Below are 23,737 nucleotides of genomic sequence, written 5' to 3'. Positions count from 1 at the left end.
TAGGGTGCCAACACGCCCGATTAAAGGCCTGATTCCGTGACAATCAGCGCCTTTTCGCCTCATTGATAGGGACTTTAGAAGGCAAAATGCTTTCATATCAACATATTTACCACGCCGGGAATCTGGCGGACGTGCAAAAGCACGCTTTGCTGGCCTGGACGCTGCGTTATCTGACGCAAAAAGACAAACCGCTGAGCTACATCGAAACCCACGCCGGACGCGGGCTATACCATCTGGACTCGGAGGAGGCCCGCAAAACCGGCGAAGCGGACGCGGGCATCGAAAGGGCGCGGCGAGAGGCCTGGTTCGATCCGGAACACCCGCTGGCCCGGGCAATCTCGGACATACAGGCCCGGTATGGACCGGCCTGTTACCCGGGTTCTCCCATGATCGCAGCCAGCCTGTTACGCCCACAGGACAATTTGCATTTCGCGGAACTGCACCCAAAGGAATACGCGGCCCTTTCAGGCGCGCTAACGGCCCGAAACGCACGGGTGTATCGGCAGGATGGCTACGAACTGGCGCAATCCCTGCTGCCGCCCACGCCGCGTCGTGGAATGTTGCTGATCGATCCCAGCTACGAGGTGAAGGCCGAATATGGTCGTTTACCGGGGATCGTCGCCAAACTGCACCGCAAGTGGAATGTCGGGGTGATCGCGCTGTGGTACCCGATTCTGGCCGATGACCGTCATAAGCCTATGCTGGCAGCCCTGACCAATCAGGCATTGCCAAAGGTGATGCGCCACGAAGTGATCTTCCCGCCTGCCCGGGAAGGGCACAACATGATCGGTTCAGGGATGTTCATAATCAACGCTCCGTACGGTTTCGAAGATGAAACCGCGCGGCTTACGGCCCTGTTCGACAGGATCTGAGAGACGTTCGCGCAAACAACGGGGGAACCCCCGCCCCGTTTGCCGGCATCAAAGATGCAGTCAATTGGTTTGGGCCCGGCACCGCGCCAAAGCGCGGCGCCGGGCCCAAAGCCGCAAGGTGGTTCTGCGCAGCCGAACCGCCGCGGGTGCGGGAGCATTCGCGCCCTTCAGGTCAGGTCCTTGTAGCTGATCTCACGCGTGTCCGCCCCGGGCCCGGCTTTTGCACGGCGCACGACCAGACGGTTGAGAGCATGGATATAAGCCTTGGCCGAGGCCACAACAGTGTCGGTATTCGCCGACTGGCCGGTTGCAATCATGCCATCCTCTTCCAGCCGCACCGATACTGTGGCCTGGGCGTCCGTCCCTTCGGTGACGGCATGCACCTGATAGAGCTGCAGATGAGCCTCGTTCGGGAAAATCGCGCGGATTGCCCTGAACGTCGCATCAACCGGGCCGTCACCGTATTCCGTGGCGATGACATCCTTTCCGTCAACCTCAAGCTCAACCGTCGATTCTGCCTGACCTCCGGTGCCGCAGGTGACTTTCATCGACACCAGTTGCAGAAAATCGTTGGCTTCGTCATCGTCCAGCGTCATCAGCGCGATGATGTCGTCGTCAAAGACCTCTTTCTTGCGGTCAGCCAGATCCTTGAACCGAACAAAGATGTCCTTGAGCTGGTTGTCACCGACCTCATAGCCCAGCGTGTTCAGCTTGTCCCGCAATGCCGCGCGGCCCGAGTGCTTGCCCAAGGGCAGCGAAGTGCCGGACAATCCCACATCCTCGGGGCGCATGATCTCAAAATTGTCGCGGTTTTTCAACATCCCGTCCTGATGGATACCGCTTTCATGGGCAAAGGCGTTCTTGCCGACAATGGCCTTGTTGAACTGCACGTTGAAGCCCGACACCGTGGCGACCCGGCGCGAGATATGCATGATCTTGGTGGTATCGATCCCGGTGCGGAACGGCATGATGTCGTTGCGGGTCCGCATGGCCATCACAACTTCTTCCAGCGCGGTATTGCCCGCACGTTCGCCAAGGCCGTTGATGGTGCATTCGATCTGACGCGCCCCGCCGATCACGGCCGCCAGAGAGTTCGCGGTCGCCATCCCCAGGTCGTTGTGACAGTGGGTCGCGAACACGACTTCATCTGCGCCGGGAACGGTTTCGATCAGACGCTTGATCAGATCGGCGGATTCCAGTGGTGCCGTATAACCGACAGTGTCGGGTATGTTGATCGTGGTCGCGCCTGCCTTGATCGCGATCTCGATAACGCGGCACAGGTAATCCCATTCCGTCCGGGTCGCGTCCATTGGCGACCACTGCACATTCTCGCACAGGTTGCGGGCATGGCTGACCGTTTCATGGATCTTTTCCGCCATTTCGTCCTGCGTGAGGTTCGGAATGGCGCGATGCAGCGGAGAGGTGCCGATGAATGTATGAATGCGGTTCTGTTCGGCGTGTTTGATCGCCTCCCAGCAGCGGTCGATATCCGCGAAATTTGCGCGGGCCAGACCGCAAATGCGACTGTTTTTTGAACGTTGGGCGATTTCGGAAACCGCTTTGAAGTCACCCTCAGAGGCGATTGGGAAACCGGCCTCGATGATGTCGACGCCCATGTCGTCCAGCAGCTCGGCGATCTCAAGCTTTTCGTCGTGGGTCATGGTGGCGCCGGGGCTTTGCTCGCCGTCGCGCAAAGTGGTGTCAAAGATCAAGACGCGGTCTTGGTCGGTCACGTTGGTCATGGGATTCTCTTTCTTCTTCTGTCCTAAAGCCTATGGCGCGCGGGCGTCCTCCTCTGAGCGGGCGCGCCGAATGGCACGCTCAGAGGCGGATTAGGATCAGTAGGCCACGCAGCGACGCACCGCAAAAAGCGGTGTCGGCATAAGGGATATCTGCGCGGTTGATCATGACTGTGAGGTTATACAGAGCCCGCAAGGAATGAAAAGAACCAATTTGCGATCCTCTGACCGGACCCGGCCTTTACAGCCGGGCATTGATTCAGACGGGTATCCTTCTAGGTTGGCGCACATGAAATCAGCATTGATCATCGGCTCAAGCGGAGGAATTGGACGCGCCGTTTGCAGGCAGCTGGACCTGAAACAGGTCAGCGTGACCGGGTTGTCCCGCTCGGCCGGTGGATTTGACATGACGAAACCCGATACTGTTCACTCCGCGCTGGACAAGCTTCAGGGCCCGTTTGATCTGGTGCTGGTCGCCACGGGCGCGCTTGAGATCGATGGCCACGGGCCGGAAAAGACCATCCGGTCGCTGTCTTCAACGGCGATGATGGACCAGTTCGCGTTGAACGCGGTTGGGCCAGCCCTTGTGCTTAGCCACGCAAATCGGTTGCTGCCCCGGGATCGGCGTTCCGTATTTGCCATCTTGTCCGCGCGCGTCGGTTCCATCGGGGACAACCGGCTTGGGGGATGGATCAGCTACCGCGCCGCAAAGGCAGCAGTCAATCAGATCACGCGCACCGCTGCAATTGAACTGGATCGCACGCATACACAGGCGATTTGCGTGGCGCTGCACCCCGGTACGGTCAAAACCGAGTTTACGCGGAAATATCTGGGGAGGCACCCGGCAGTCGAACCGGATGAAGCTGCCCGCAATCTGCTGTCCGTCATCGAAGGATTAATGCCTGCGGATAGCGGCGGCTTTTTTGACTGGGCCGGTGAACGGATACCCTGGTAGGTAAGGGTCACCCATCCGAAGCGGCCGGTTCCTCTGCGTTTTCCTGCGTTGGTTCATCCGCATCCGTGGCGTCCTGGGATTCGTCAGCCTTTTCCGCCAGCGCACCATTTTCCCAGACACCGGTTTCTTCCAGACCGTTGGCATATTTCATGGTGCCGTTGCCTTGCCGTTTGTTGTCAACAAAGCTGCCTTCATAAACGTCGCCAGTCGCATAGGTGGCAATACCGTCACCACTGATCTTGCCGTCAATCCAGCCGCCCGTGTAGCTGAACCCGTTTGGCGCTGTGATCGTTCCTTCACCGTGGCGCTCACCGTTCCGGAAATCACCCTCGTAAACGGTGCCGTCGGCGAAACTGGCCTTGCCCTTGCCGTGCCGTTCGCCGTCAACCCATTCGCCCTCGTATCTGTAGCCGTTGGCAAATGTCAGAACGCCCTGGCCATGGCTGCGGGCATTCTTGAATTGTCCGGTGTAGACGACGCCGCTGGGATAGGTCGCCTTGCCGTTGCCTTCGAACACGCCGGCGATCCAATCGCCTTCGTAGATCGTACCGTCCGCAAAAGTGTTCATACCCTTGCCGTGCGGCAGGTCAGCCTGAAAGTCCCCGACATAGGTTGATCCATCCGGATAGATCAACTCACCAAATCCCTCAATCTGGCCTTCGGACCACTCGCCGTTATAGTCGAACCCGTCCGCGCCGAGAAACCGGCCTTTGCCGTGGCGGCGATCATCCACATAGTCGCCTTCATATGTCGCGCCATTCTTGTAGGTCGCCTTGCCTTTGCCTTCACGCCGACCTTCGACCATGTCCCCTTCGTAGACATCGCCGTTGGCCTGGGTGAGACGGCCCTTGCCGGTGATCAGATCCTGTGACCAGTCCCCCGTATAGATCATCCCGTCAGAAAGCGTCAGCGTACCCTGGCCATGACGCAGCCCGTTTTCGATATCGCCTTCATAGACGCCGCCTTCGGCGTAAGTTATCCGGCCTTTGCCCTGCTTCACGCCGTCGACCCAATCACCGTCATAGACATAGCCGGCAGGATCCTTGATCATGCCCTTGCCGTGATGGCGGTCATCCTTGAACTCGCCTTCATACCGCATTCCGTTTGCGTATTCGGCGATACCTGTCCCGTTGATGGATCCGCCGGCCCAATCGCCTTCGTAGCTGCCGCCATCGGCAAAAACGATCTTGCCGCGCCCCTCGGGCTGGCCTTTTGCAAACATCCCTTCATAGACCGAGCCATTGGCGTAGCGCGCGATGCCCTTGCCCTTGATCTCGCCTTCGAACCATTCACCGGAATACTCGAAGCCGTCAGGCAGGCGATACGTGCCGGTCCCATGACGTAGCCCGTTTTCAAACGTGCCCTCGTACACGCCGCCAACCTCGTCATCGGCAATGATGACTTCGTCACCCTGCGCGGCCACGTTGACCGCCGTCAGGGCCAAAAGTGAAACGGCTATAGATATGCGAAACAAGTTCATGGGTTTTCACGCCTGGCCGGTCATGCTTTGAATGCGTTCTGTTGCGCAAAACTAAGGCACCACTCAGGGCAGGGCAACGGCTTTTGCCGCATTTGTCTTTTCCTCACGGTGCGATCTGGTAAATGGCAATAGGACAGTCGAGGGCAAGAGGGCAGTATGGCCGACCGTTTCCGCATCACTCTGGCGCAACTCAACCCCGTTGTCGGGGATATCGACGGCAATGCTGACAAAGCCCTTGCCGCCTGGGCACAGGGGCGCGATGCCAAGGCCGATCTGGTGGCGTTGCCCGAAATGTTCATCACCGGGTACAACACGCAGGATCTGATCCTGAAGCCGGTGTTTCACCAAGCGGCCATGGCTGCGGTCGAATCGCTTGCTGAACGCTGCGCCGATGGGCCGGCGCTGGCAATTGGCGGTCCGTGGGTCGAGGATGGCAAACTGTTCAACGCCTATCTGATCCTCAAGGGTGGGCGGATTTCCAGCAAAGTCCTGAAACATCACCTGCCCAATGAAACGGTTTTCGACGAAGTCCGCCTTTATGACGCCGGACCGCTGGGTGGCCCCTATTCGGTGGGCAACACCCGCATCGGCAGCCCGATTTGCGAAGACAGCTGGCACGAGGATGTAACCGAAACGCTGGCAGAAACCGGCGCCGAGTTTCTGCTGATCCCCAACGGATCACCGTATTTCCGCGACAAATACGACATACGCCTGAACCACATGGTGGCGCGCGTTATCGAAACCGGACTGCCGCTGATCTACCTCAACATGGTGGGCGGTCAGGACGATCAGGTTTTTGACGGCGGAACATTCGGCCTGAATCCGGGAGGAGAGCTGGCGTTCCGGATGCCCGTGTTTGATGAAGCGATCTCACATATCGATCTGGAACGTAGCGAAGATGGCTGGCGCATTGCACCGGCAGAAATCGTGCCGCAACCGGATGAATGGGAACAGGATTATCGCGCAATGGTGCAGTCCTTGCGCGATTACATGGGGAAAACCGGGTTCGGCAAAGCCCTGCTTGGCCTGTCCGGCGGCATCGATTCCGCGCTGGTGGCGGCAATAGCGGTGGATGCGCTCGGGTCGGAAAACGTGCGCTGCGTGATGTTGCCGTCGGAATATACCAGCCAGGCCTCGCTGGACGACGCCGAGGCCGTCGCAAGGGCGTTGGGCGTTCACTACGATTTTGTTCCGATCTCGGAAAGCCGCGCCGCTGTCACCAATTCGCTCGCCCCATTGTTTGAAGGTCGAAACGAAGACCTGACCGAAGAGAATGTTCAGTCTCGCCTGCGTGGACTTCTGCTGATGGCGATTTCGAATAAGTTTGGCGAGATTCTGCTGACAACCGGCAACAAATCCGAGGTCGCGGTGGGATATGCCACCATTTATGGCGACATGAACGGCGGTTACAATCCGATCAAGGATCTGTACAAGACCCGCGTGTTCGAGACCTGCCGCTGGCGCAATGCCAATCATCGCGACTGGATGATGGGACCAGCGGGTGAGGTCATCCGCCCGTCAGTTATCGACAAGCCCCCAAGCGCAGAGCTGCGCGAGGACCAGAAGGACAGTGACAGCCTGCCCGACTATCCGGTTCTGGATGCCATCCTGGAGATCCTGGTCGACCAGGACGGCTCGATCGCCGATTGTGTGGCGGCAGGTTTTGACGAGGCCGAGGCCCGTCGGGTCGAACATCTGATCTACATCAGCGAGTACAAGCGGTTTCAGTCTGCGCCGGGAACAAGGCTGACCAAACGCGCCTTCTGGTTGGATCGCCGGTATCCCATCGTGAATCGGTGGCGTGACACCGATTGAGTATCGGAACTGACCGTCGCGATTATGGGCAAAAATCGTTCCCATAATGGAGCAACGGGAAACAGTCCCGCCAAAACCTACCCCTTTGTTTGCTAAGCTGGTCAGTTTGAACGGTTTTTTCCGTCCGGTGCCGCTCCTAGCTTGCCCGATTGACAATGTTTTGCCACATTTAAGCTGCAATGCCGCCGCATGTGGGGCGAGTGTGACGCATTCCTGGCAGAACAAGTTTTCAGGCGATGTGTTGGATTCAAGTGTGGCGCATTGATCTGCGAATGTCTGAGTTAACGGTTTGGTGTTACAATGCATGAGGAATATGAAAGGCCGTATTACCCGTATCTGCGTCTAAGGACGATGGAGTCCCCGGCACAGGAATTGGACGAGGCCGAATTGGAGGCCGCAATTGCCGCGGTCATGTGTGAGGAGCTCTCGCAGAGCACTCCGTCGCTTCAAACAGTACGCTCCGAGTTTCCGGTGCTGGCTTCGGCTGAAGAGATTTCGAAGCAGGCTGAACCTCAGCCAACCGGCCTGACGGCGACACTTCGCCAGAAGTGGGCCGAGTTTTCGGGCGCGGCGTAGTCCAGCTCATAGCTTTTCGCTGGAAATTTAGATCGCATTGCTTTCAATTGCGGCTCGAGTTTGAGGGCGCAATTGAAACCTGCTGCGCCACGCCCCCGGATCGCCCCTGATACACCGCGCCCAGAAGGCCTTCGGCTGTTTGAGCCCTTCGTGATTTCAACGTCATGTCAATTTGCAACCCTCGTTACGTGCCACGGTGCTTTGCAACCGACCTACCGAACTGACAAAAATTCCGTCATTTTGACGTCATCTAGGTGCAATTCGTCAGATTGGTCCCTATGAAGCGTAACCCCTTTCAGCCATTTTCCACGCAAGACAGTTTTATGGAGAAACTGATGTCCTGGAATATTTGTGTCATCGGGGCCGGCAAGATCGGGCAGATGATCGCGACGCTTTTGAAAGGGTCGCCGAATTACAGTGTTACGGTTGCGGATCATGACCTGAAAGCTTTGGGCGATATCGCGAAAATGGGCGTTGGCACCAAACAGATCGACGCCACTGACGCGGACGGCATGGCCAAAGAGCTAACCGGATTTGATGCCGTCATTTCGGCAGCACCGTTCTTTCTGACCCCGACCATTGCCAAGGCAGCCAAGGTTGCGGGCGCGCATTACTTCGACCTGACCGAAGATGTCGCCGCAACCCAGGCAGTGCGTGAGCTTGCCGAGGGCAGCCAGACGGCGTTCATGCCGCAATGTGGCCTGGCACCTGGCTTTGTCGGGATTGCCGGCGCTTCGCTGGCGGCGGAGTTTGACGAGATCGACAGCCTGCATATGCGGGTGGGTGCGTTGCCGCTGTATCCGACGAATGCGCTGAAATACAATCTGACATGGTCAACCGACGGGCTGATCAACGAATACTGCAACCCGTGCGATGCCATCGTGAACGGCAAGCTGGTCAAGACTGCACCGCTGGAAGATTACGAGGTTCTGGGCCATGACGGCGTGGAATACGAGTGCTTCAACACTTCGGGTGGCTTGGGCACATTGCCGGAAACGCTGGAAGGCAAAGCGCGGGCCGTGTCCTATCGCTCGATCCGCTATCCGGGCCATTGCGACATTCTGAAATTGCTTCTGAACGATCTGGGGCTGGAACGCCGCCGCGATCTGCTGAAAGAGATTTTCGAGGCCGCATTGCCCCGCACCGACCAGGACGTCGTTCTGGTTTACTGCACCGCCAAGGGCAGGATTGACGGGGTGCTGCGCGAGAAGTCCCTGATCAACAAGTCCTTTGCCCGCACCATCAACGGACAGGTCTGGAGCGCCATTCAGGTCACCACCGCCGCAGGTGTTCTGGGCGTGGTTGACCTGATGCGCATCGGCGCACTGCCCGCGAAGGGGTTTGTCCGGCAGGAACAGGTCAAGCTTGATGACTTCCTCAACACCGAATTCGGCCAGCTTTATCGCGCTGGTGACGTCACCAAACAGAACAAGGCAGCCTGAGATATGAAAGACATTGTGATGACAGCCCAAACCACGCTTGCGAATTTGGATCTGACCGAGGCCGAACTGAACGGCGGCACGCTCAAGGTGACGTCTCCGATCGATGGCAGCCTGCTGGCACAAGTGCACGAGACACCGGTTGCAGAGATGGACGCTGTCTTTGCCCGCGCGCAATCGGCTTTCAAAGCCTGGCGTGTCGTTCCGGCACCGCGCCGCGGCGAGTTGATCCGCCTGCTTGGCGAGGAGCTGCGGGCCGCCAAGGATGATCTGGGCGCTCTGGTCAGCTGGGAAGCTGGCAAGATCACCTCGGAAGGTCTGGGCGAAGTGCAGGAGATGATCGATATCTGCGATTTTGCTGTCGGCCTGTCGCGTCAGCTTTACGGTCTGACTATCGCCTCCGAGCGCCCCGGTCACCGGATGATGGAGACATGGCATCCGGCAGGTCCGGTCGGCGTGATCTCGGCCTTCAACTTCCCGGTCGCGGTCTGGTCCTGGAACGCGGCGCTGGCCCTGGTCTGTGGCGATCCGGTGATCTGGAAGCCGTCCGAGAAGACGCCGCTGACCGCCATGGCCTGCCAGAGGATTTTTGAGCGCGCGCTCGCCCGGTTCGGCGATGCGCCTGACGGCCTGCTGCAAACCCTGATCGGGGGCGCCGCCCTGGGTGAAGCGCTGGTGGCCAGCGCGGATGTTCCGGTGATCTCGGCAACAGGTTCGACCCGCATGGGCCGCGCGGTGGCCCCCATCGTGGCGCAACGTTTCGGCAAGTGCATTCTGGAGCTGGGCGGAAACAACGCTATGATCGTTGGCCCTTCGGCCGATCTGGAAATGGCGGTTCGTGCCATCGTGTTCTCTGCTGTTGGCACCGCCGGTCAGCGCTGCACCACCCTGCGTCGCCTGATCGCGCACAACTCGATCCGCGAGGAACTGGTGAGCCGTCTGAAGAAGGCCTATGCCGGTCTGCCCATCGGCAATCCGCTGGCCGAAGGCACCTTGGTCGGCCCGCTGGTGGATGAAGCCTCGGGCGCGGCCATGACCGCAGCGTTGGAGGCCGCAAAAGCCGAGGGCGGAACTGTCTTTGGCGGTAATCGGGTGACCGAAAAAGTGCCGGCCGGCGTCTACATGGAACCTGCTATCGTCGAAATGCCCGGTCAAAGCGCGGTGGTGAAGACCGAAACCTTTGCGCCGATCCTTTATGTCATGGGATATGACGACTTTGCCGAAGCGCTGGACATTCAGAATGATGTGCCGCAGGGCCTGTCATCCTGCGTGTTCACCCTGAACATGCGCGAGGCCGAGCAATTCCTGACTGCGGCAGGATCGGATTGTGGCATCGCCAATGTCAACATCGGACCGTCCGGCGCCGAGATTGGTGGCGCGTTTGGCGGTGAAAAAGAAACCGGCGGCGGGCGCGAAAGTGGCTCGGATGCCTGGAAGGCATACATGCGCCGCCAGACCAACACCGTGAACTACTCGGCCGAACTGCCGTTGGCGCAGGGCGTCAAGTTCGACATTTAGGCTTTCGTCCATTGAGATTGGCCGATCAGCCGATCTGACAGGTCAAAGATACAGAACTGAAATTCCCCCGGGTGCAGATGCTTGGGGGAATTTTGTTTCGAATGGGTTTTGCGAGCTTCTGCTCCAATATGCCTGTAATGCGCTTCCGCTACATTCCGGAAAGCCCCGCATTGGTGTTCAACAGAAACTGGCGAAAGATCGGACTGCTCGCAGCGCCAATGCCGCGCGCGTTTTCCCCGACCGCTGCACTTTCAACGACCGGCGGGATCAACCCGCGCTTGTCCTGGTTGGCCAGATAGCGACGCACCCTTGAAACCAGTTCTTCCCTGACCTCCGGCGGGAATGCCCCATCTATGAAGATTGCCTCGAAATCAATGACAGCACAGATCGAAAGCGCGGCTTTGGCCAATTCCTGAGCTGTCGTGCCAATCCACGGCTCAACATAACGGGAAATGCTGCTCCAATCCTGCGGCTTCTTCCAGAGAATGCCCGGATCGACGCCCGCTTCGACCAGCCTGTCCTCAAGCAAAAACAGCGAGGCTGTATCGATCAGCTGCTGGCTTTCGCCCAGGGGGCCGGTGGTGCGCATCGCGCCCAGGGCCCCGGCGTTGCCCTGGTTGCCCTCGAACACCGTGCCATTCAAAGCGACCCCGCCGCCGATCATCGAGCCGATGAAAAAGTAGAAATAGTCGCGGTATTCCGCGCCGCGACCGTAGAGATGTTCGGCGTGACACGCTGCTGTCGCATCGTTGACGACAAAAACAGGCAAACTGCTGAACCTGGCCACTTCGGTAAAGAAGTTTACGTTCTTCCAGGACCGGAACTGTTTGGCCGCCAGCCCCGTCAGGTCGTGCCACTTCCAAAGCTCGAACGGGGTGCCAATTCCAATCCCGCAAACGCGGTCCCGCAGTTTCCGGGGCTCATGCGCCAAAAGCGTTTCCAGGCCAGCCTCCAGAAACCCGAATACGGCTTCTGGCAGCGGGTAGTCATAAGTGGTGGAAAGCTGGCGGCGCGGCTTGCCTGTAAAGTCGATCAAAAGCAGGTCTGCACTGCGCCGCCCAATCTTCATTCCAACAGAAAGTATGCCTTCCGGGTTCAACTCCATCGGGACCGAAGGCTTGCCAACTTTCCCACGTAAAGGGGTTCCACGTTTGAGAATCTCATCCTTTTCAAGTTTGCGAAGGATGATTGAAACGGTCTGAGGAGAAAGGCCGGTCAACCGGGCAACATCCGCACCCGCTGCCGGTCCATGGCGTTGTAAAACCGTCAAAATCAGGCGCTCGTTATGATCGCGAACACCGCTTTGACTTACCCCGCCGGTCAGCATTTTAAGTGCTTCTTTCTCCATAATCCCGAACATAACCACCTTGTTTTCTTATGAAAAGATATCTGATCGAATTAATAAATAAACTTTATTTACTTATTGACATCGAGGCTCGAATCGCGGTTTGTTGAATACGACCTGCATTGGAGGATGGAGGTAGGTCTCGCTGGCGCGCCATGCGGGACGACGATGATTTTATGGGAGGACAACATGAGAAATTTACTCAAGCTTGCCGCATCGGCGACTGCACTCACACTGGCTGCCGCATCTGCGCAAGCGGCCGGTGAGACCGTCTGCCTGATCACCAAGACCGACACCAATCCATTTTTTGTAAAAATGAAGGAGGGTGCGACCGCGAAGGCGGAAGAGCTTGGCATGACCCTGAAGGCTTTTGCTGGCAAAATCGACGGCGACCACGAAACTCAGGTCCAGGCGATTGAAACCTGCATCCTCGATGGCGCCAAGGGAATTCTGCTGACAGCGTCTGACACAAGTTCGATTGTCCCCGCGGTTCAGCAGGCTCGGGACGCTGGTGTTCTTGTGATCGCATTGGATACGCCGCTCAGCCCGATTGACTCGGCGGACGCGACATTTGCGACAGATAACTACAAGGCAGGTCTGCTGATCGGGCAATGGGCGAAGGCCAAAATGGGTGATGCAGCAGCGGACGCCAAAATCGCGACGCTTGATCTGAATGTCAGCCAGCCGACCGTGGACGTTCTGCGCAATCAGGGCTTCCTCGACGGGTTCGGAGTGGAATTGGCGGATCCAAATGTTATCGGCGATGAAACAGACGCACGGCTGGTCGGCAGCGACGTAACCGACGGAAACGAAGAAGGTGGACGCCGTGCCATGGAAAACCTTCTGGCCAAGGATTCAACGATTAACGTGGTTCACACGATCAATGAACCGGCGGCCGCGGGTGCCTATGAGGCTCTGAAATCCATCGGGCGTGAAAACGACGTGTTGATCGTTTCGGTCGATGGCGGCTGCCCCGGCGTACAAAACGTTGAGGCCGGAGTGATTGGCGCCACAAGCCAGCAATACCCCCTGCTGATGGCGTCGCTTGGCGTTGAGGCCGTGAAGAAATGGGCCGACGAGGGCGTGAAGCCAGAAAACACACCCGGTAAAGACTTCTACGATACCGGCGTTGCGCTGATTACCGATCAGCCCGTTGATGGTGTGGAATCGATTTCGGTCGCTGAAGGCTTGGAGCTCTGCTGGGGCTAAGCGCAGGCCTGTTGGATGAGGCGCGCCGAAGCGCCTCATCATTCCTTTCGCCAGCAAACCGAAACTTCCTGTACACTAATCTCGTGGGCGGCATAACGCCCACGAAAAGGGGGAGATATGTCCGAAGCAAACCAAAGCGCCCAGGGATTTGAATCCGCAGCCAGCAAAACAGAAACTGTTGCGACTTTTGAGGACCATCGCCACGGCGTTCTGGGGAAGTTGCAGCATCTTCTGCATGTTAACCCGTCCTTTGTGCCGCTAATCGTCCTGGTCGGTGCGATTTTGATTTTCGGACTGCTTTTGGGCTCAAAGTTCTTTTCGCCCTTCGCGATGACCCTGATCCTTCAGCAGGTGCAGATCGTCGGCATCGTGGCCGCAGCGCAAAGCCTGGTCATTCTGACCGCTGGCATCGATCTGAGCGTTGGCGCGATCATGGTGTTTTCTTCTGTCATCATGGGGCAGTTTTCCTTCCGATACGGCATTCCGGTGCCAATTGCCGTTATGTGCGGACTAGCCGCCGGAACCATGATCGGAGCGCTCAATGGCTGGCTTGTCAGTCGCGTCAAGCTTCCCCCCTTCATCGTCACGCTTGGAATGTGGCAGATCGTTCTGGCCACGAACTTCCTCTATTCCGCGAACGAAACCATTCGCAGTCAGGACATCGAGGCAAACGCCCCCTTCCTTCAGTTCTTCGGCACCAAGTTCAGCATCGGTGGAGCAACCTTCACCGTTGGCGTCATATTCATGCTCGTGCTGATCTTTGTGTTGGCCTACGCGCTCAAACACACGGCCTGGGGCCGACATGTCTACGCAGTGGGGGACGATCCAGAAGCCGCAGAACTATCAGGGGTCAATGTCCACAGAACATTGATGTCGGTCTACATGTTGTCCGGTCTGATCTGTGCTTTCGCTGGCTGGGCTCTGATCGGGCGTATCGGATCGGTCTCGCCGACATCCGGGCAATTGGCCAACATCGAAAGCATCACCGCGGTTGTGATCGGGGGTATCTCGCTTTTCGGGGGGCGCGGTTCAATTCTGGGATCCCTGTTTGGTGCCCTGATCGTCGGCGTCTTCACGCTTGGCCTCAGGCTACTGGGCGCGGACGCACAGTGGACCTTCCTGCTTATCGGACTTCTCATCATCGCGGCGGTCGCGGTTGACCAGTGGATCAGAAAGGTATCGGGCTGATGTCAGACACAACTCCAGTCGTCCAGGGCCGCGGGATCGTAAAACGCTATGGCCATGTAACCGCCATCGACCATTCCGATTTTGAGCTGCGTCAGGGCGAAATCCTGGCGGTCATCGGGGATAACGGCGCGGGCAAATCATCCATCGTCAAAGCAATCTGCGGCGCCACGATCCCGGATGAGGGCGAGATCCTGATTGAGGGGAAGAAGGTCAACTTCACCTCTCCGATTGACGCGAGGAACATGGGGATCGAGATCGTCTACCAACAACTTGCGATGTCCCCTGCCCTTTCGATTGCGGATAACATGTTCATGGGCCGCGAGATCCGCAAACAGGGCTTCATGGGAAAATACCTGCGCCAGCTCGACCGGCCAGCCATGGAGAAGTTCGCGCGTGACAAGCTGACCGAGCTTGGTTTGATGACCGTTCAATCGATCAATCAGGCAGTCGAAACCCTGTCCGGAGGCCAGCGCCAGGGCGTGGCCGTTGCCCGTGCCGCTGCGTTTGCGACCAAGTTCATCATCATGGACGAACCAACAGCCGCACTGGGCGTGAAAGAAAGCCGCAAGGTGCTTGAACTCATCCAGGATGTTCGGGCGCGGGGCATTCCGATCATCCTAATCAGCCACAATATGCCCCATGTCTTCGAAGTCGCCGATCGTATTCACGTACACAGGTTGGGCAAACGGCTCTGCACAATCGATCCCAAGGACTACACGATGTCCGACGCTGTGGCTTTCATGACCGGCGCCAAGGAACCCCCGAAAGAGGACGCCGCGTGATCGAGCAGGACGTAAAACACGTTTGCGACCTGATTGCCGCCCGACGGCAGGCCGGTGCCCGGATGATTGTCGCAATCGCCGGCCCCCCTGCATCCGGAAAATCGACCCTGGCGGAGGCCGTCGTTCAATCGCTCAACACTGATCAGGGCTCGGGGGTTCCACAGGCAACGCTGGTGCCCATGGACGGTTATCATCTGGACAACCGCGTCCTTGAAGCACGGGGACTACTGGCAAAAAAAGGTGCCCCGGGAACCTTCGATGCGGTTGGGTTCTGTAAGGCGATCAAGGGCCTGCAATCCGCGCAGCATGAAGTCTTTCACCCAAAGTTCGACAGACAGATGGATCTGGCGATTGCAAACGCGATTGCCGTTCATCCAGAAACTCCGATTGTCGTCGTTGAGGGGAACTACCTTCTGATGGACAGTGATCCCTGGAATGCATTGGCGGATGTCTTTGCTCTGACGGTTTTTGTCAGCCCGACATTGGAAGAACTCGAAAGCAGACTGCAACAACGGTGGATCAAACACGGCCTCGACCCCGTAACGGCACTGCAACGCGCAACCGGGAACGACCTGCCCAACGCCGAACTGGTTCTTGGAAAAAGTCGGAAGGCCGATCTGGTCCTAAATCAGAACTACACCGAATTCGGCGTGCGCTACGCGTTCTGAACCGGTGCGATGAGTAGTTGTGCCATCCGGTGACATCACTCGCAAGAAAGCGCGCGGCTTCTCAGGAGGCATCGATTTAGTGCGTTTCCTTTTGCGTCAATCGCCTCCATCGACCAACTGTCTCCAACCTCTCTGGTCAACATCAGGAAGCCGAAATCACTGTTGTTGACCACGAGACTTGCCAGGCTTCCGGCGACTTCAACATTGGTCAAAGCACCTGTTGGCATTGGATCCAGCTGTGTCCCGCCGTTGCCGCTTATCCCCTGCACCGGCCCATCTGCCAAATCGATTGCCTGAAACGCGTGAATATGGCCAGACAGGACAAGGTTCAATGGTCCTGGCATGGCCTCGCCAAACGCCGCGCGCTGTGTGTCGTCGCCATCGATCAGTTCACCGAAGGCACGCATGTTTGCCCAAAGTGGGCGATGAGTGAGAAACCAGGTTTCGCCACTGATGTTTGCAAACATATCCCCGGCCATTCGACCATATTCGGGCAACAGATCGGGGCTGCTTTTTGGGGCAGGACCGGCGGACGAGTCGAATGCGATCAGATCAAACCCGTCGACAGAGGCTACCCAGGGTTCAGTCACAGCCGGACAATCATCCGGAACGAGACCAGGTGCAAAATACCGGAACCACCCTTTGTCGCCGCGCCCGCAACTTTCATGATTGCCTCTGACAAATATGAAGGGGGCAAGAGCGAACAGGGTTTCGGCCGGGTCCAACCAATCTGCAGACCAGGCCCGGAAATTGTCACCAAAAGGGGAACCACCGCACTTTTCCGGGTCTGGGCACTCACTTGACCGGTACAGGTAATCGCCAACGTGGATGATCAGATCCGGTGATCTGGATGCAATTTCTGCCGCGATCGATTCCAATGGCCAGGCAACCGGGTCATTGCAGGCCTGAGCCCTGCCGCCCCGAATGCGGCAGCCGGTATCTCCAATCACGACAATCCGCTGGACGCTTGGATTTAGAATTGGCAGCGCGTTTCCCTCAAGCATTATCTGTTGCGCCCTTTTTGGCGCGCGATGCTCGCAGACGATTTCCGGAAACTGGCTGTCTGGTATCGCCCTTTTGTTCATGGCGACCAAATGGCCATCGACTTGCAAGTTGGGGCAGTCAGGCGATGTAGAGGTTGCGCGTACAACAACTTCGTCATCGGGCCCAAGCTGGACCCAACGGTGCACTACATCAGCGACAGAAGACGCAGCGCCGAAACAAAACAAACACCATACCCAGAAAACGAGTGAACCGATCCTGACCAACACGCGGGCACCTCTTTCGAAGAATGTCACAAATCTACGATCGACCTTTCGAAAGTCCAGTGAATTGAAATCCGGTTGATGCTGGCCGGAAGGAGCAGCTGCAAAGCGGTATTAGGGTTGGTGACCAAGTCCAATAGCTGTCAACGAAGAGTTTAATCCTAATCAGGACAACTGATCTATAGAATTGGATGACTGCCGTGTCCGCGAAGCGGGCTCTCACAATGCTTCGGTTGATGGTCGCAATGACCCCGGAATGGACTATTGGCAATGCGCCCTTTCCCCGAGCTTGGAAACTTGGAAATAACTCACTGTGCGCGTCAGGATTCAATTGGCGCATAGCTTCCGTCCTCGCGATGAACCTCCCTCCCGGTGAGGGGCGGGTTGAAGACGCAGACGAGCCGGAGGTGACCGTCCAGAGCTTGTACCAGGTGTCTGTCGTTTTGATCCAAAGCGTATAGCGTGAAAGGTTCCAGTGCGTACCATTTCGCTTCGCCAAATCGCCTGATCTGACCTCTGCCTTCGATACAGTAGCAGGCTTCCAGGTGATGGGTGTATTCAAGCTCGAGGATCGCATCCTTTTCGATGATTGTATCGGTCATCGAAAATCCCATGCCATCGGACGCGAGCAAAAGCCGTCTGCTGTTCCATCCCGGGCCGGTAATATCCCGCTCTGTCCCGACAATACCTTCGAGCGATCTTACGATCATGCCTTTACCTTCCCAAAGTCATCGAACCGCACGGTTCATCCCTCCATCCGACAGGATGTTCTGCCCGTTAATGTAACGCGCTCCTTCCGAGGCAAGGAATACACAGGCTTGGCCGATCTCGGCGAATGTTGCCGGGCGTTGCGCGGGGATGGACCGTCTTGCAATATCGGACAGATTCACGTTCTCGCAAAAACCGGGCATCAGGTTGTTCATGTTGATGTTGTGGCGGGCATACCGATCTCCGAACAGCTTGGCGAAACTATGCAGCGCACCGCGCAGCATGCTCATCGGGTAGGGCGCGCGCGGTTCAACCGTGTTCATGGACGAGATGTTCACGAATGAACCGCCGCCTTGTTCAATCATGATCGGGGTCACAATGCGCGCCAGCTTGACCACGTTCAGAACATACATGTCGAGACTTTCGTGCCACAACTCATCCGGCAATTCCAGCAACGGCCCGTCGAATTCCGGATCAAAGCCAACCGTCTTGATTGCCTCTGGTACGCCGCCACCATGGCCCATGTTACTGACGACGGCATCGATCCTTCCGTACTTATCGAGTGTGGCGTCCACCATCGCTTGCAGATCATCGGTGTCGAGGACCGAACCCTGGCGTCCAATCCCGCCCAATTCCTCTGCCAGGTCTTTGGATCGCGTCGATGGGGACATCAGCGAGACCTTGTAGCCCGCTTTCGCCATCTCGACGGCGCACCCCTTTCCAATGCCCTGGCCAGTTCCGGTCATCAGGGCCACTCTGACACCAGTCATTTCACTTTCTCCGCTATGATTTTTCTGCCTTGGCTTGACTAAGGTATGCGGTATCTAGCCTAAAATAAAACGACTTTACGACACATAGATGTGAGATAAAATCACAGTCATGACGATCATCAGACATCTTCGAGCATTACAAGCCTTCGACGCAGCCGCATCACGCTTGAACATCAGCAAAGCAGCCGATGACCTTGGTGTGACGCATGGCGCGGTAAGCCGCCAGATCAAGCAACTTGAGCAATACTTGGATGTTCGGTTGCTGCGAAGACTGCCGGGCGGTGTCGAACTCACTGATGCAGGGTCACGTCTGCATCTGGCGACACAGGACTCATTCGCAACGTTGCAACAAGGGATTGGGGCGATTAAGCGTTCGAAAACACGGCGTTCGGTCACGGTATCGCTTTCGTCTTCCCTGGCGATCAAATGGCTTGTGCCGAGGCTTCCGGAGTTCCGCAAGCGCCACCCCGGCATCTCCATTCGTCTGGATACCGATGATCAAATCATCGATTTCTTTGACAGCGAGGTCGATGTGTCGCTGCGGTATGGCGGCAATCCGCCGAGTGGGCTTTACCGCGAGCGCCTTTGGAAGGAACGCCTCGTCGTTGTTGCCGCGCCTTCCTTGGTGGCGGAAGGTCCGGTTGCCGCTGACACCATAATTCAGCTTCCTCTTTTGCATGATCAGTTTCATCCGCACTGGGATGCATGGGCGATACAGGCCGGAATACGCCACCCGGATGCTCAATCAAAAAGCTCGGCTTTCCCAAATTCTGCCGTTTTGATTGCGGCTGCCATCGATGGGCAGGGTGCCATCCTTGTGCGTCAGATTCTGGTCGCTGATGACCTGGCGGCAGGACGGCTGGTCTACCTCAGTGATGTCAGCGTTGAAGACGAGAACGCCCTGTGCTTCGTTTGCCGGGACGGAGACCAACGGTCTCCTCCCGTCAGTACGCTACGCTCCTGGCTCATTGAGATCGGCTCGCCGCCGTGACCAAAGAACTAAGTGGACCGGGTATTCTGCGTGGCAGCCGATATTTCATCACCAAGATTTCTCGCACCAAGCTTTCGCGCCGCAGCCGCAAGGTGTTTTCTAAAGAATGCTGGCTTTGTTGATAACAACCAAACGCGGCTAATACTTTCGCGGGACGAGCGACAGAAACTCTGCAACGCGAATGATCACTTAAAAAGAAAATATCGGATCGGTCGATCCGCACCGGATCGCCGGACCTCGCCCCGGGTTTGGTCGAACGTATCTTGGTCCGGCAAGTGAGGGACGGCGTGCAGATCAAGTGGGGGCGGATCGACAGTGACAATAATCTGGCTGGAAATGAACAAACCCGTCCTGAAGTGGCTCGTTTGGCGCAGAGTTCCCTACGAGAGGCTGCGAACACGCATTCGGTTTTGCCGATATGTCAGAATTTGACAGAACTCTCTCTCGATGCTTACCTGTCAGCGACATAGCGGTATGAGTTTAAATCTATTGTCTTTTCAATGTGCTGAGACGTCATAAGCAGTGCCGGCTCGAGCAGTGTAGAAACCCAGGGGTTTGATGATGGAATTGATCACTGAACAACTACGCGCCTTTCCAATAATGGCGCTTTTTTTGTGTCTGGGTCTGGGTTACGGAGTCGGGAAATTCAGGGTTGGCAAGTTTGAGCTGGGCGGCATCGCGGGTACTTTGCTTGTGGCCGTATTTGTCGGTCAGATTGGCGGCATAAACCTGAGCGCGGATGTTCAGAACGTCTTTTTTTCATTGTTTATCTTCATGGTGGGCTACAACGGTGGCCCTCAGTTTTTCGCTGCATTGAACCGCACGGCGCTGACCAAGCTTCTGGCCGCCTTTATGATGACCTTGTGGGGATTGTTCTTTGTTGTCGTCGTGGCCAGACTGGCGGGACTGGACAAAGGACTGGCGGCAGGTCTGGCGGCTGGCGGCCTGACTCAATCGGCCATTATCGGAACCGCAGGAAACGCTATCGATCTGCTGGGTCTGGCCTCGGATGAAGCCGAAAAGCTTAAGACGAACATCGCTGTGGGCTACTCGGTTACCTATATCTTTGGCTCAATCGGTCCAATTCTGGCCGTCAGTGTCATCCCGATCATAATGCGCGTTGATCTGCGACAAGAAGCTATCAAGCTGGCTCAGAAACTCAGCGGTGGTGGTCACAGGCTGGAAGAAGGCGAGTTCCTTCCGATGAACCGCTTTGAAGCCCGGGCGTACCAGGTGAACGACGATGCGGCGATAGTTGGAAAACCGGTTAAGGACATTGAGAGCGGTTACCAGGGCGATCTTGTGGTCGAACGGTTGCTGCAAAACGGTGCTCCCGTCGATCCAACGCCGCAGACGTCGGTCAATGCCGGGGACGTCATCGTTGTCTCAGGCCTTGTCGCAACTCTCACTCAATTCGAAGGCACTGTCAGTGGTGAAATCGGTGAGTATCCGCCGGAACTGACAGTTGTGGAAGAGCGTCGCAACGTTGTGGTCACCAACCGCAAACTGACCGGCAAAACCCTTGCCGAACTGCGCGCGGCGCTTACAGCGGATCAACGGCGCGGTGTCCATATCTCGAAAATCACCCGAATGGGCCATGACATACCGGTTCTGCAAAAAACCGAAATCCATGCGGGTGACGAGATCAGCATCGTCGGCCACAAGGACGATCTGAATCGGGTTTCGAAGCTTGCGGGTTATGTGCCTCCGTCGGCCTCGGTCACGAATTTCGTGGCGTTGGGGATCGGTGTGGCGATTGGTTATCTGATCGGCGAGATCAGCTTTAACATCGCGGGTACCAAAGTGGCACTGGGCTCGGGGCTCGGATGCCTCGTAACGGGGCTGATCATCGGCTATTTGCGCATCAGACGACCCAAGATTGGCGGCATTAATCGGGGTGCGGCGAATTTCCTTCAAAGTTTCGGATTGGCCGTTTTTGTGGGTGTCGTCGGTCTGAATGCCGGGCAACCCGCGCTGGAAGCGATTCAGGAGTACGGCATCACCCTCCTGCTTCTGGGAATCCTGGTGACGCTGATGCCGATGATCGTACAGTTCCCGATCAACTATTTTGTCCTGCGCATCAAGAACCCGGTCGAGGCCTGCGCCGTTGTAACCGGTTCACGTTCGGGAAATCCGGGTTTTGCAACGCTGCTGGAAAAGACGGGCAATGCGACCCCAACGCCCGCCTTTACAATGACCTACGCCGTGGCAAACATCTTCCTGACCCTCTGGGGACCGCTGGTCGTGGCATTTGTTCCCTAGGCCGATCCTTAGGAACACGGCCCCCAAGCGCGGCGACACATAGCTTTTGGGTAGGCTGCAAAGTATCGTCGGGCAGGGAGATGGCCAATGCTTTGCCCGATCAGCTTCTTGCGCTCGCACCTAGCCGTGCAACGGCAACCCTTTCGACGCGCGGTAAGCTTGCACATAGCCAACGGCCACGGCCCGGACCGCGCGACCAATCTGCCGATACGCGCTGTCGTCCAGGTTGGCAAAGGACACCCGCGCCGACCAGTTGGGGGCATCAAAACCCGATCCGTTCAGCAGAACAATCCCGTGATCCTGGGCCAGCTTGAAGGAAATATCGAGGGGGTGGACGTTGTCTTTGATCCAGGCAACCACCTCTTCGCCCACGTATTTCCGAAGCCAGAATTCGAAATCGATGATGCCGTAGTATTTGTCGAACAACGGGTTGTCAGGCACTTCAATGCCCAGGCCTTCGACCAACTCATCAAAGCGGTGTTTCAGGATACCCCAGCAGAATTGCTGATAACCTTTCTGTTCATCCATCAGTTCGACCAACGAGAACAGTGTCATCATCACTTGCTGTGGCAATGACAGCCCCGCTGTGTGGTTCAGTGCCACATCGCGACTGTCGGCCACAATGCGGTCGATAAACTTGAAGGACGAAGGATCCGGGGTCAGGGTCTCATACCGTGCGTTGACCACGGCCTTTGTCTCGGCCGGCGCCTCGGCAATCATCCTGTCGAAGATGTTGTTCTCAGCCACCAGGATTGCGCCAAGACGCCAGCCGGTGCAGCCGAAATACTTTGAGTAGGAATAGACCCCGATCGTGTTCTCGGGCAGATGCCCCATCACCGACTGGAAGTTCGGAACGAATGTACCATAGACGTCATCCGTAAGGATGATCAGATCCGGGCGACGGGTTTTGACGAATTCGACCAACCGGGCCATGACCTCGGAACTGATCGCGACCGAAGACGGGTTGCCCGGATTGACCAGAAACAGAGCCTTGACCTTCGGATCGGCCAGTTGCTCGAGGTCGTCATCGGTCAGTTGAAAGTGATCTTTCTCGGCCGAGGATACATCCACGACATTCAGCCCATAGTCCTCGAGCACTGGCATTTCCAGATAAGGCGTGAATATCGGCGTGCCCAATGCGATGGTGTCACCAGCATTCAGCAGACGCTGGTTCTTGAGCGCCTTGAAGATATAGCACATCGCAGCCGTGCCGCCCTCGACCGCGTAAATGTCGAATTTCGCGTCGGGCCGGTGACCGGCGCACATCGCCCACATCACGTATTCATGGACGATCGCCTCGTTGTGCTGCATGCACCGATCAGGCATCGGGTAGTGGTCACCGACAATGCCGTCGGCCAATTCCAAAACAAAATCGTCAGGGGCAAAGCCGAACTTCTCAATCGCGAAGTCCACCACATCAACCAGAGTGTCAGCACCCGGAGGGCCATTCTTATCTATCGAATCCGCACAATACGTCTTGAGCCGGTCATAGCATCCATCCCCCTGCGGCATTCCGGCCAAACCGACCCGCTGTTCATTGCGATGGCGCCGCGCTTCGGTCATCGCGAATTGACCCAGAAGAAAAAACGCCTCGCGTGCCTGTGTTGCGATCCAGTTGGGGTTGCCACGTCCCGCATTCAGATAGGGAAGAGCCATCTGGCGCGACTCTTTCTGTGCCAGCTTGATGAGTTCGTCTTTGATTTGGAAAGGACTTAGATTTTCGTACTTATGCAGGTCCAGCGTATCTGGCATGGCATCAAACCCTTTGTTTATAATGTCGGAAATATTCAACAGGATCGTACGCAATGAGTTGTGCCTGTGTAAACAATGCTGTCGCGTGCGGATTGAGTTGGAGGGTGCCCTGGCGGCGCTGATAGGGTTGGTCCAGAATGAACAAAGCCGCCTTGCGGCGGCTTGTTCGGTACTTTGTTCGACCCAAGTGGTTGCGGGAGCAGGATTTGAACCTGCGACCTTCAGGTTATGAGCCTGACGAGGTGAAGACGTTAAGCAATTGATCCAGTGGATCAATTGTAGTCTGAACGGGCTGTTCTGAGATTTTCCGACGCTGGTTGCGGGAGTAGGATTTGAACCTACGACCTTCAGGTTATGAGCCTGACGAGCTACCGGGCTGCTCCATCCCGCGTCAGGGTCGGAA

General features: G+C 57.0%; 19 protein-coding genes and 1 tRNA gene. 12 read left to right on the top strand and 8 right to left on the bottom strand.

All coding sequences use genetic code 11. The annotated features are described in order from the left end of the window. Nucleotides 1–86 precede the first annotated feature (86 nt). Nucleotides 87–872, top strand: a complete 786-nt coding sequence (locus tag ACR1XU_RS05810) for a 23S rRNA (adenine(2030)-N(6))-methyltransferase RlmJ (RefSeq protein ID WP_480891974.1) — start codon at nt 87–89, stop codon at nt 870–872. A 167-nt stretch (nt 873–1,039) separates the two neighbouring features. Here ACR1XU_RS05810 and ACR1XU_RS05805 read toward each other — a convergent pair whose 3' ends face one another. Then, entirely contained in the window at nt 1,040–2,614 is a 1,575-nt protein-coding gene (locus ACR1XU_RS05805) for a 2-isopropylmalate synthase (RefSeq protein ID WP_170615737.1), read from the bottom strand. Between the two features lie 286 nt (nt 2,615–2,900). On the opposite strand from ACR1XU_RS05805, the gene ACR1XU_RS05800 reads away from it, so the two are divergent. Beyond that, on the top strand, nt 2,901–3,566 hold the full coding sequence (locus tag ACR1XU_RS05800; RefSeq protein ID WP_480908921.1) for an SDR family NAD(P)-dependent oxidoreductase: 666 nt from the start codon (nt 2,901–2,903) through the stop codon (nt 3,564–3,566). A gap of 7 nt (nt 3,567–3,573) precedes the next feature. Here ACR1XU_RS05800 and ACR1XU_RS05795 read toward each other — a convergent pair whose 3' ends face one another. Next, nucleotides 3,574–5,046, bottom strand: a complete 1,473-nt coding sequence (locus ACR1XU_RS05795; protein WP_170805738.1) for an MORN repeat-containing protein — start codon at nt 5,044–5,046, stop codon at nt 3,574–3,576. Nucleotides 5,047–5,202: 156 nt separating this feature from the next. Here ACR1XU_RS05795 and ACR1XU_RS05790 point away from each other — a divergent pair, with 156 nt between their 5' ends. The 4 genes from ACR1XU_RS05790 (at nt 5,203) to amaB (ending at nt 10,394) form a co-directional block, all read left to right on the top strand. Continuing rightward, nucleotides 5,203–6,861, top strand: a complete 1,659-nt coding sequence (locus ACR1XU_RS05790) for an NAD+ synthase (protein ID WP_480908922.1) — start codon at nt 5,203–5,205, stop codon at nt 6,859–6,861. Nucleotides 6,862–7,161: 300 nt separating this feature from the next. Further along, the gene (locus tag ACR1XU_RS05785) at nt 7,162–7,437 is read left to right on the top strand and encodes a hypothetical protein (protein ID WP_480908923.1); all 276 of its coding nucleotides are present in this window, start codon (nt 7,162–7,164) and stop codon (nt 7,435–7,437) included. A gap of 335 nt (nt 7,438–7,772) precedes the next feature. Next, a complete protein-coding gene (locus tag ACR1XU_RS05780; RefSeq protein ID WP_480908924.1) occupies nt 7,773–8,879 on the top strand; it encodes a saccharopine dehydrogenase family protein in 1,107 nt (368 codons plus the stop codon). Between the two features lie 18 nt (nt 8,880–8,897). Beyond that, on the top strand, nt 8,898–10,394 hold the full coding sequence (gene amaB / locus ACR1XU_RS05775) for an L-piperidine-6-carboxylate dehydrogenase (RefSeq protein ID WP_480908925.1): 1,497 nt from the start codon (nt 8,898–8,900) through the stop codon (nt 10,392–10,394). 148 nt (nt 10,395–10,542) lie between these two features. Here amaB and ACR1XU_RS05770 read toward each other — a convergent pair whose 3' ends face one another. Continuing rightward, complete coding sequence (locus ACR1XU_RS05770; RefSeq protein WP_170806045.1) at nt 10,543–11,742, bottom strand: ROK family transcriptional regulator; 1,200 nt, start codon at nt 11,740–11,742, stop codon at nt 10,543–10,545. Nucleotides 11,743–11,928: 186 nt separating this feature from the next. Here ACR1XU_RS05770 and ACR1XU_RS05765 point away from each other — a divergent pair, with 186 nt between their 5' ends. The 4 genes from ACR1XU_RS05765 to ACR1XU_RS05750 all read left to right on the top strand — a co-directional run bounded on the left by ACR1XU_RS05765 (nt 11,929) and on the right by ACR1XU_RS05750 (nt 15,586). Next, nucleotides 11,929–12,948, top strand: coding sequence for a sugar ABC transporter substrate-binding protein (locus ACR1XU_RS05765; protein ID WP_170615751.1), 1,020 nt, complete (start codon nt 11,929–11,931; stop codon nt 12,946–12,948). A 117-nt stretch (nt 12,949–13,065) separates the two neighbouring features. Then, nucleotides 13,066–14,136, top strand: a complete 1,071-nt coding sequence (locus tag ACR1XU_RS05760) for an ABC transporter permease (protein ID WP_170615753.1) — start codon at nt 13,066–13,068, stop codon at nt 14,134–14,136. After that, the gene (locus ACR1XU_RS05755; protein ID WP_170805733.1) at nt 14,136–14,918 is read left to right on the top strand and encodes an ATP-binding cassette domain-containing protein; all 783 of its coding nucleotides are present in this window, start codon (nt 14,136–14,138) and stop codon (nt 14,916–14,918) included. The genes ACR1XU_RS05760 and ACR1XU_RS05755 overlap by 1 nt, the downstream gene beginning before the upstream one ends. Next, nucleotides 14,915–15,586 (top strand): nucleoside triphosphate hydrolase, encoded by a 672-nt coding sequence (locus ACR1XU_RS05750; protein ID WP_480908926.1) that lies wholly within the window; start codon nt 14,915–14,917, stop codon nt 15,584–15,586. Before ACR1XU_RS05755 ends, ACR1XU_RS05750 begins: the two co-directional genes overlap by 4 nt. A gap of 35 nt (nt 15,587–15,621) precedes the next feature. Here ACR1XU_RS05750 and ACR1XU_RS05745 read toward each other — a convergent pair whose 3' ends face one another. From ACR1XU_RS05745 to ACR1XU_RS05735, 3 genes are all read right to left on the bottom strand, one after another. Further along, entirely contained in the window at nt 15,622–16,590 is a 969-nt protein-coding gene (locus ACR1XU_RS05745) for a metallophosphoesterase family protein (protein ID WP_480915590.1), read from the bottom strand. 581 nt (nt 16,591–17,171) lie between these two features. Next, nucleotides 17,172–17,561: an ectoine synthase gene (locus ACR1XU_RS05740; protein ID WP_480908928.1), complete on the bottom strand. Its 390-nt coding sequence runs from the start codon at nt 17,559–17,561 to the stop codon at nt 17,172–17,174. 18 nt (nt 17,562–17,579) lie between these two features. Continuing rightward, nucleotides 17,580–18,329, bottom strand: coding sequence for an SDR family oxidoreductase (locus ACR1XU_RS05735; protein WP_170805730.1), 750 nt, complete (start codon nt 18,327–18,329; stop codon nt 17,580–17,582). Nucleotides 18,330–18,438: 109 nt separating this feature from the next. Here ACR1XU_RS05735 and ACR1XU_RS05730 point away from each other — a divergent pair, with 109 nt between their 5' ends. Next, nucleotides 18,439–19,320, top strand: a complete 882-nt coding sequence (locus tag ACR1XU_RS05730; protein WP_480908930.1) for a LysR substrate-binding domain-containing protein — start codon at nt 18,439–18,441, stop codon at nt 19,318–19,320. A 561-nt stretch (nt 19,321–19,881) separates the two neighbouring features. Beyond that, nucleotides 19,882–21,582 carry an aspartate-alanine antiporter gene (gene aspT / locus ACR1XU_RS05725; protein WP_480908931.1) on the top strand — a complete coding sequence of 567 codons (1,701 nt, stop codon included), beginning with the start codon at nt 19,882–19,884 and terminating at the stop codon, nt 21,580–21,582. A gap of 120 nt (nt 21,583–21,702) precedes the next feature. Here aspT and ACR1XU_RS05720 read toward each other — a convergent pair whose 3' ends face one another. Next, nucleotides 21,703–23,334, bottom strand: a complete 1,632-nt coding sequence (locus ACR1XU_RS05720; protein ID WP_480908932.1) for a bifunctional aspartate transaminase/aspartate 4-decarboxylase — start codon at nt 23,332–23,334, stop codon at nt 21,703–21,705. Nucleotides 23,335–23,648: 314 nt separating this feature from the next. Further along, nucleotides 23,649–23,725: transfer RNA gene (locus ACR1XU_RS05715), tRNA-Met, on the bottom strand. Nucleotides 23,726–23,737 lie beyond the last annotated feature (12 nt).

It is taken from the genome of Ruegeria sp. D1(2025) (genome assembly GCF_056536425.1).
Note: the sequence above shows the minus strand (reverse complement) of the source record. Positions and strands in the feature narration are given on the sequence as shown.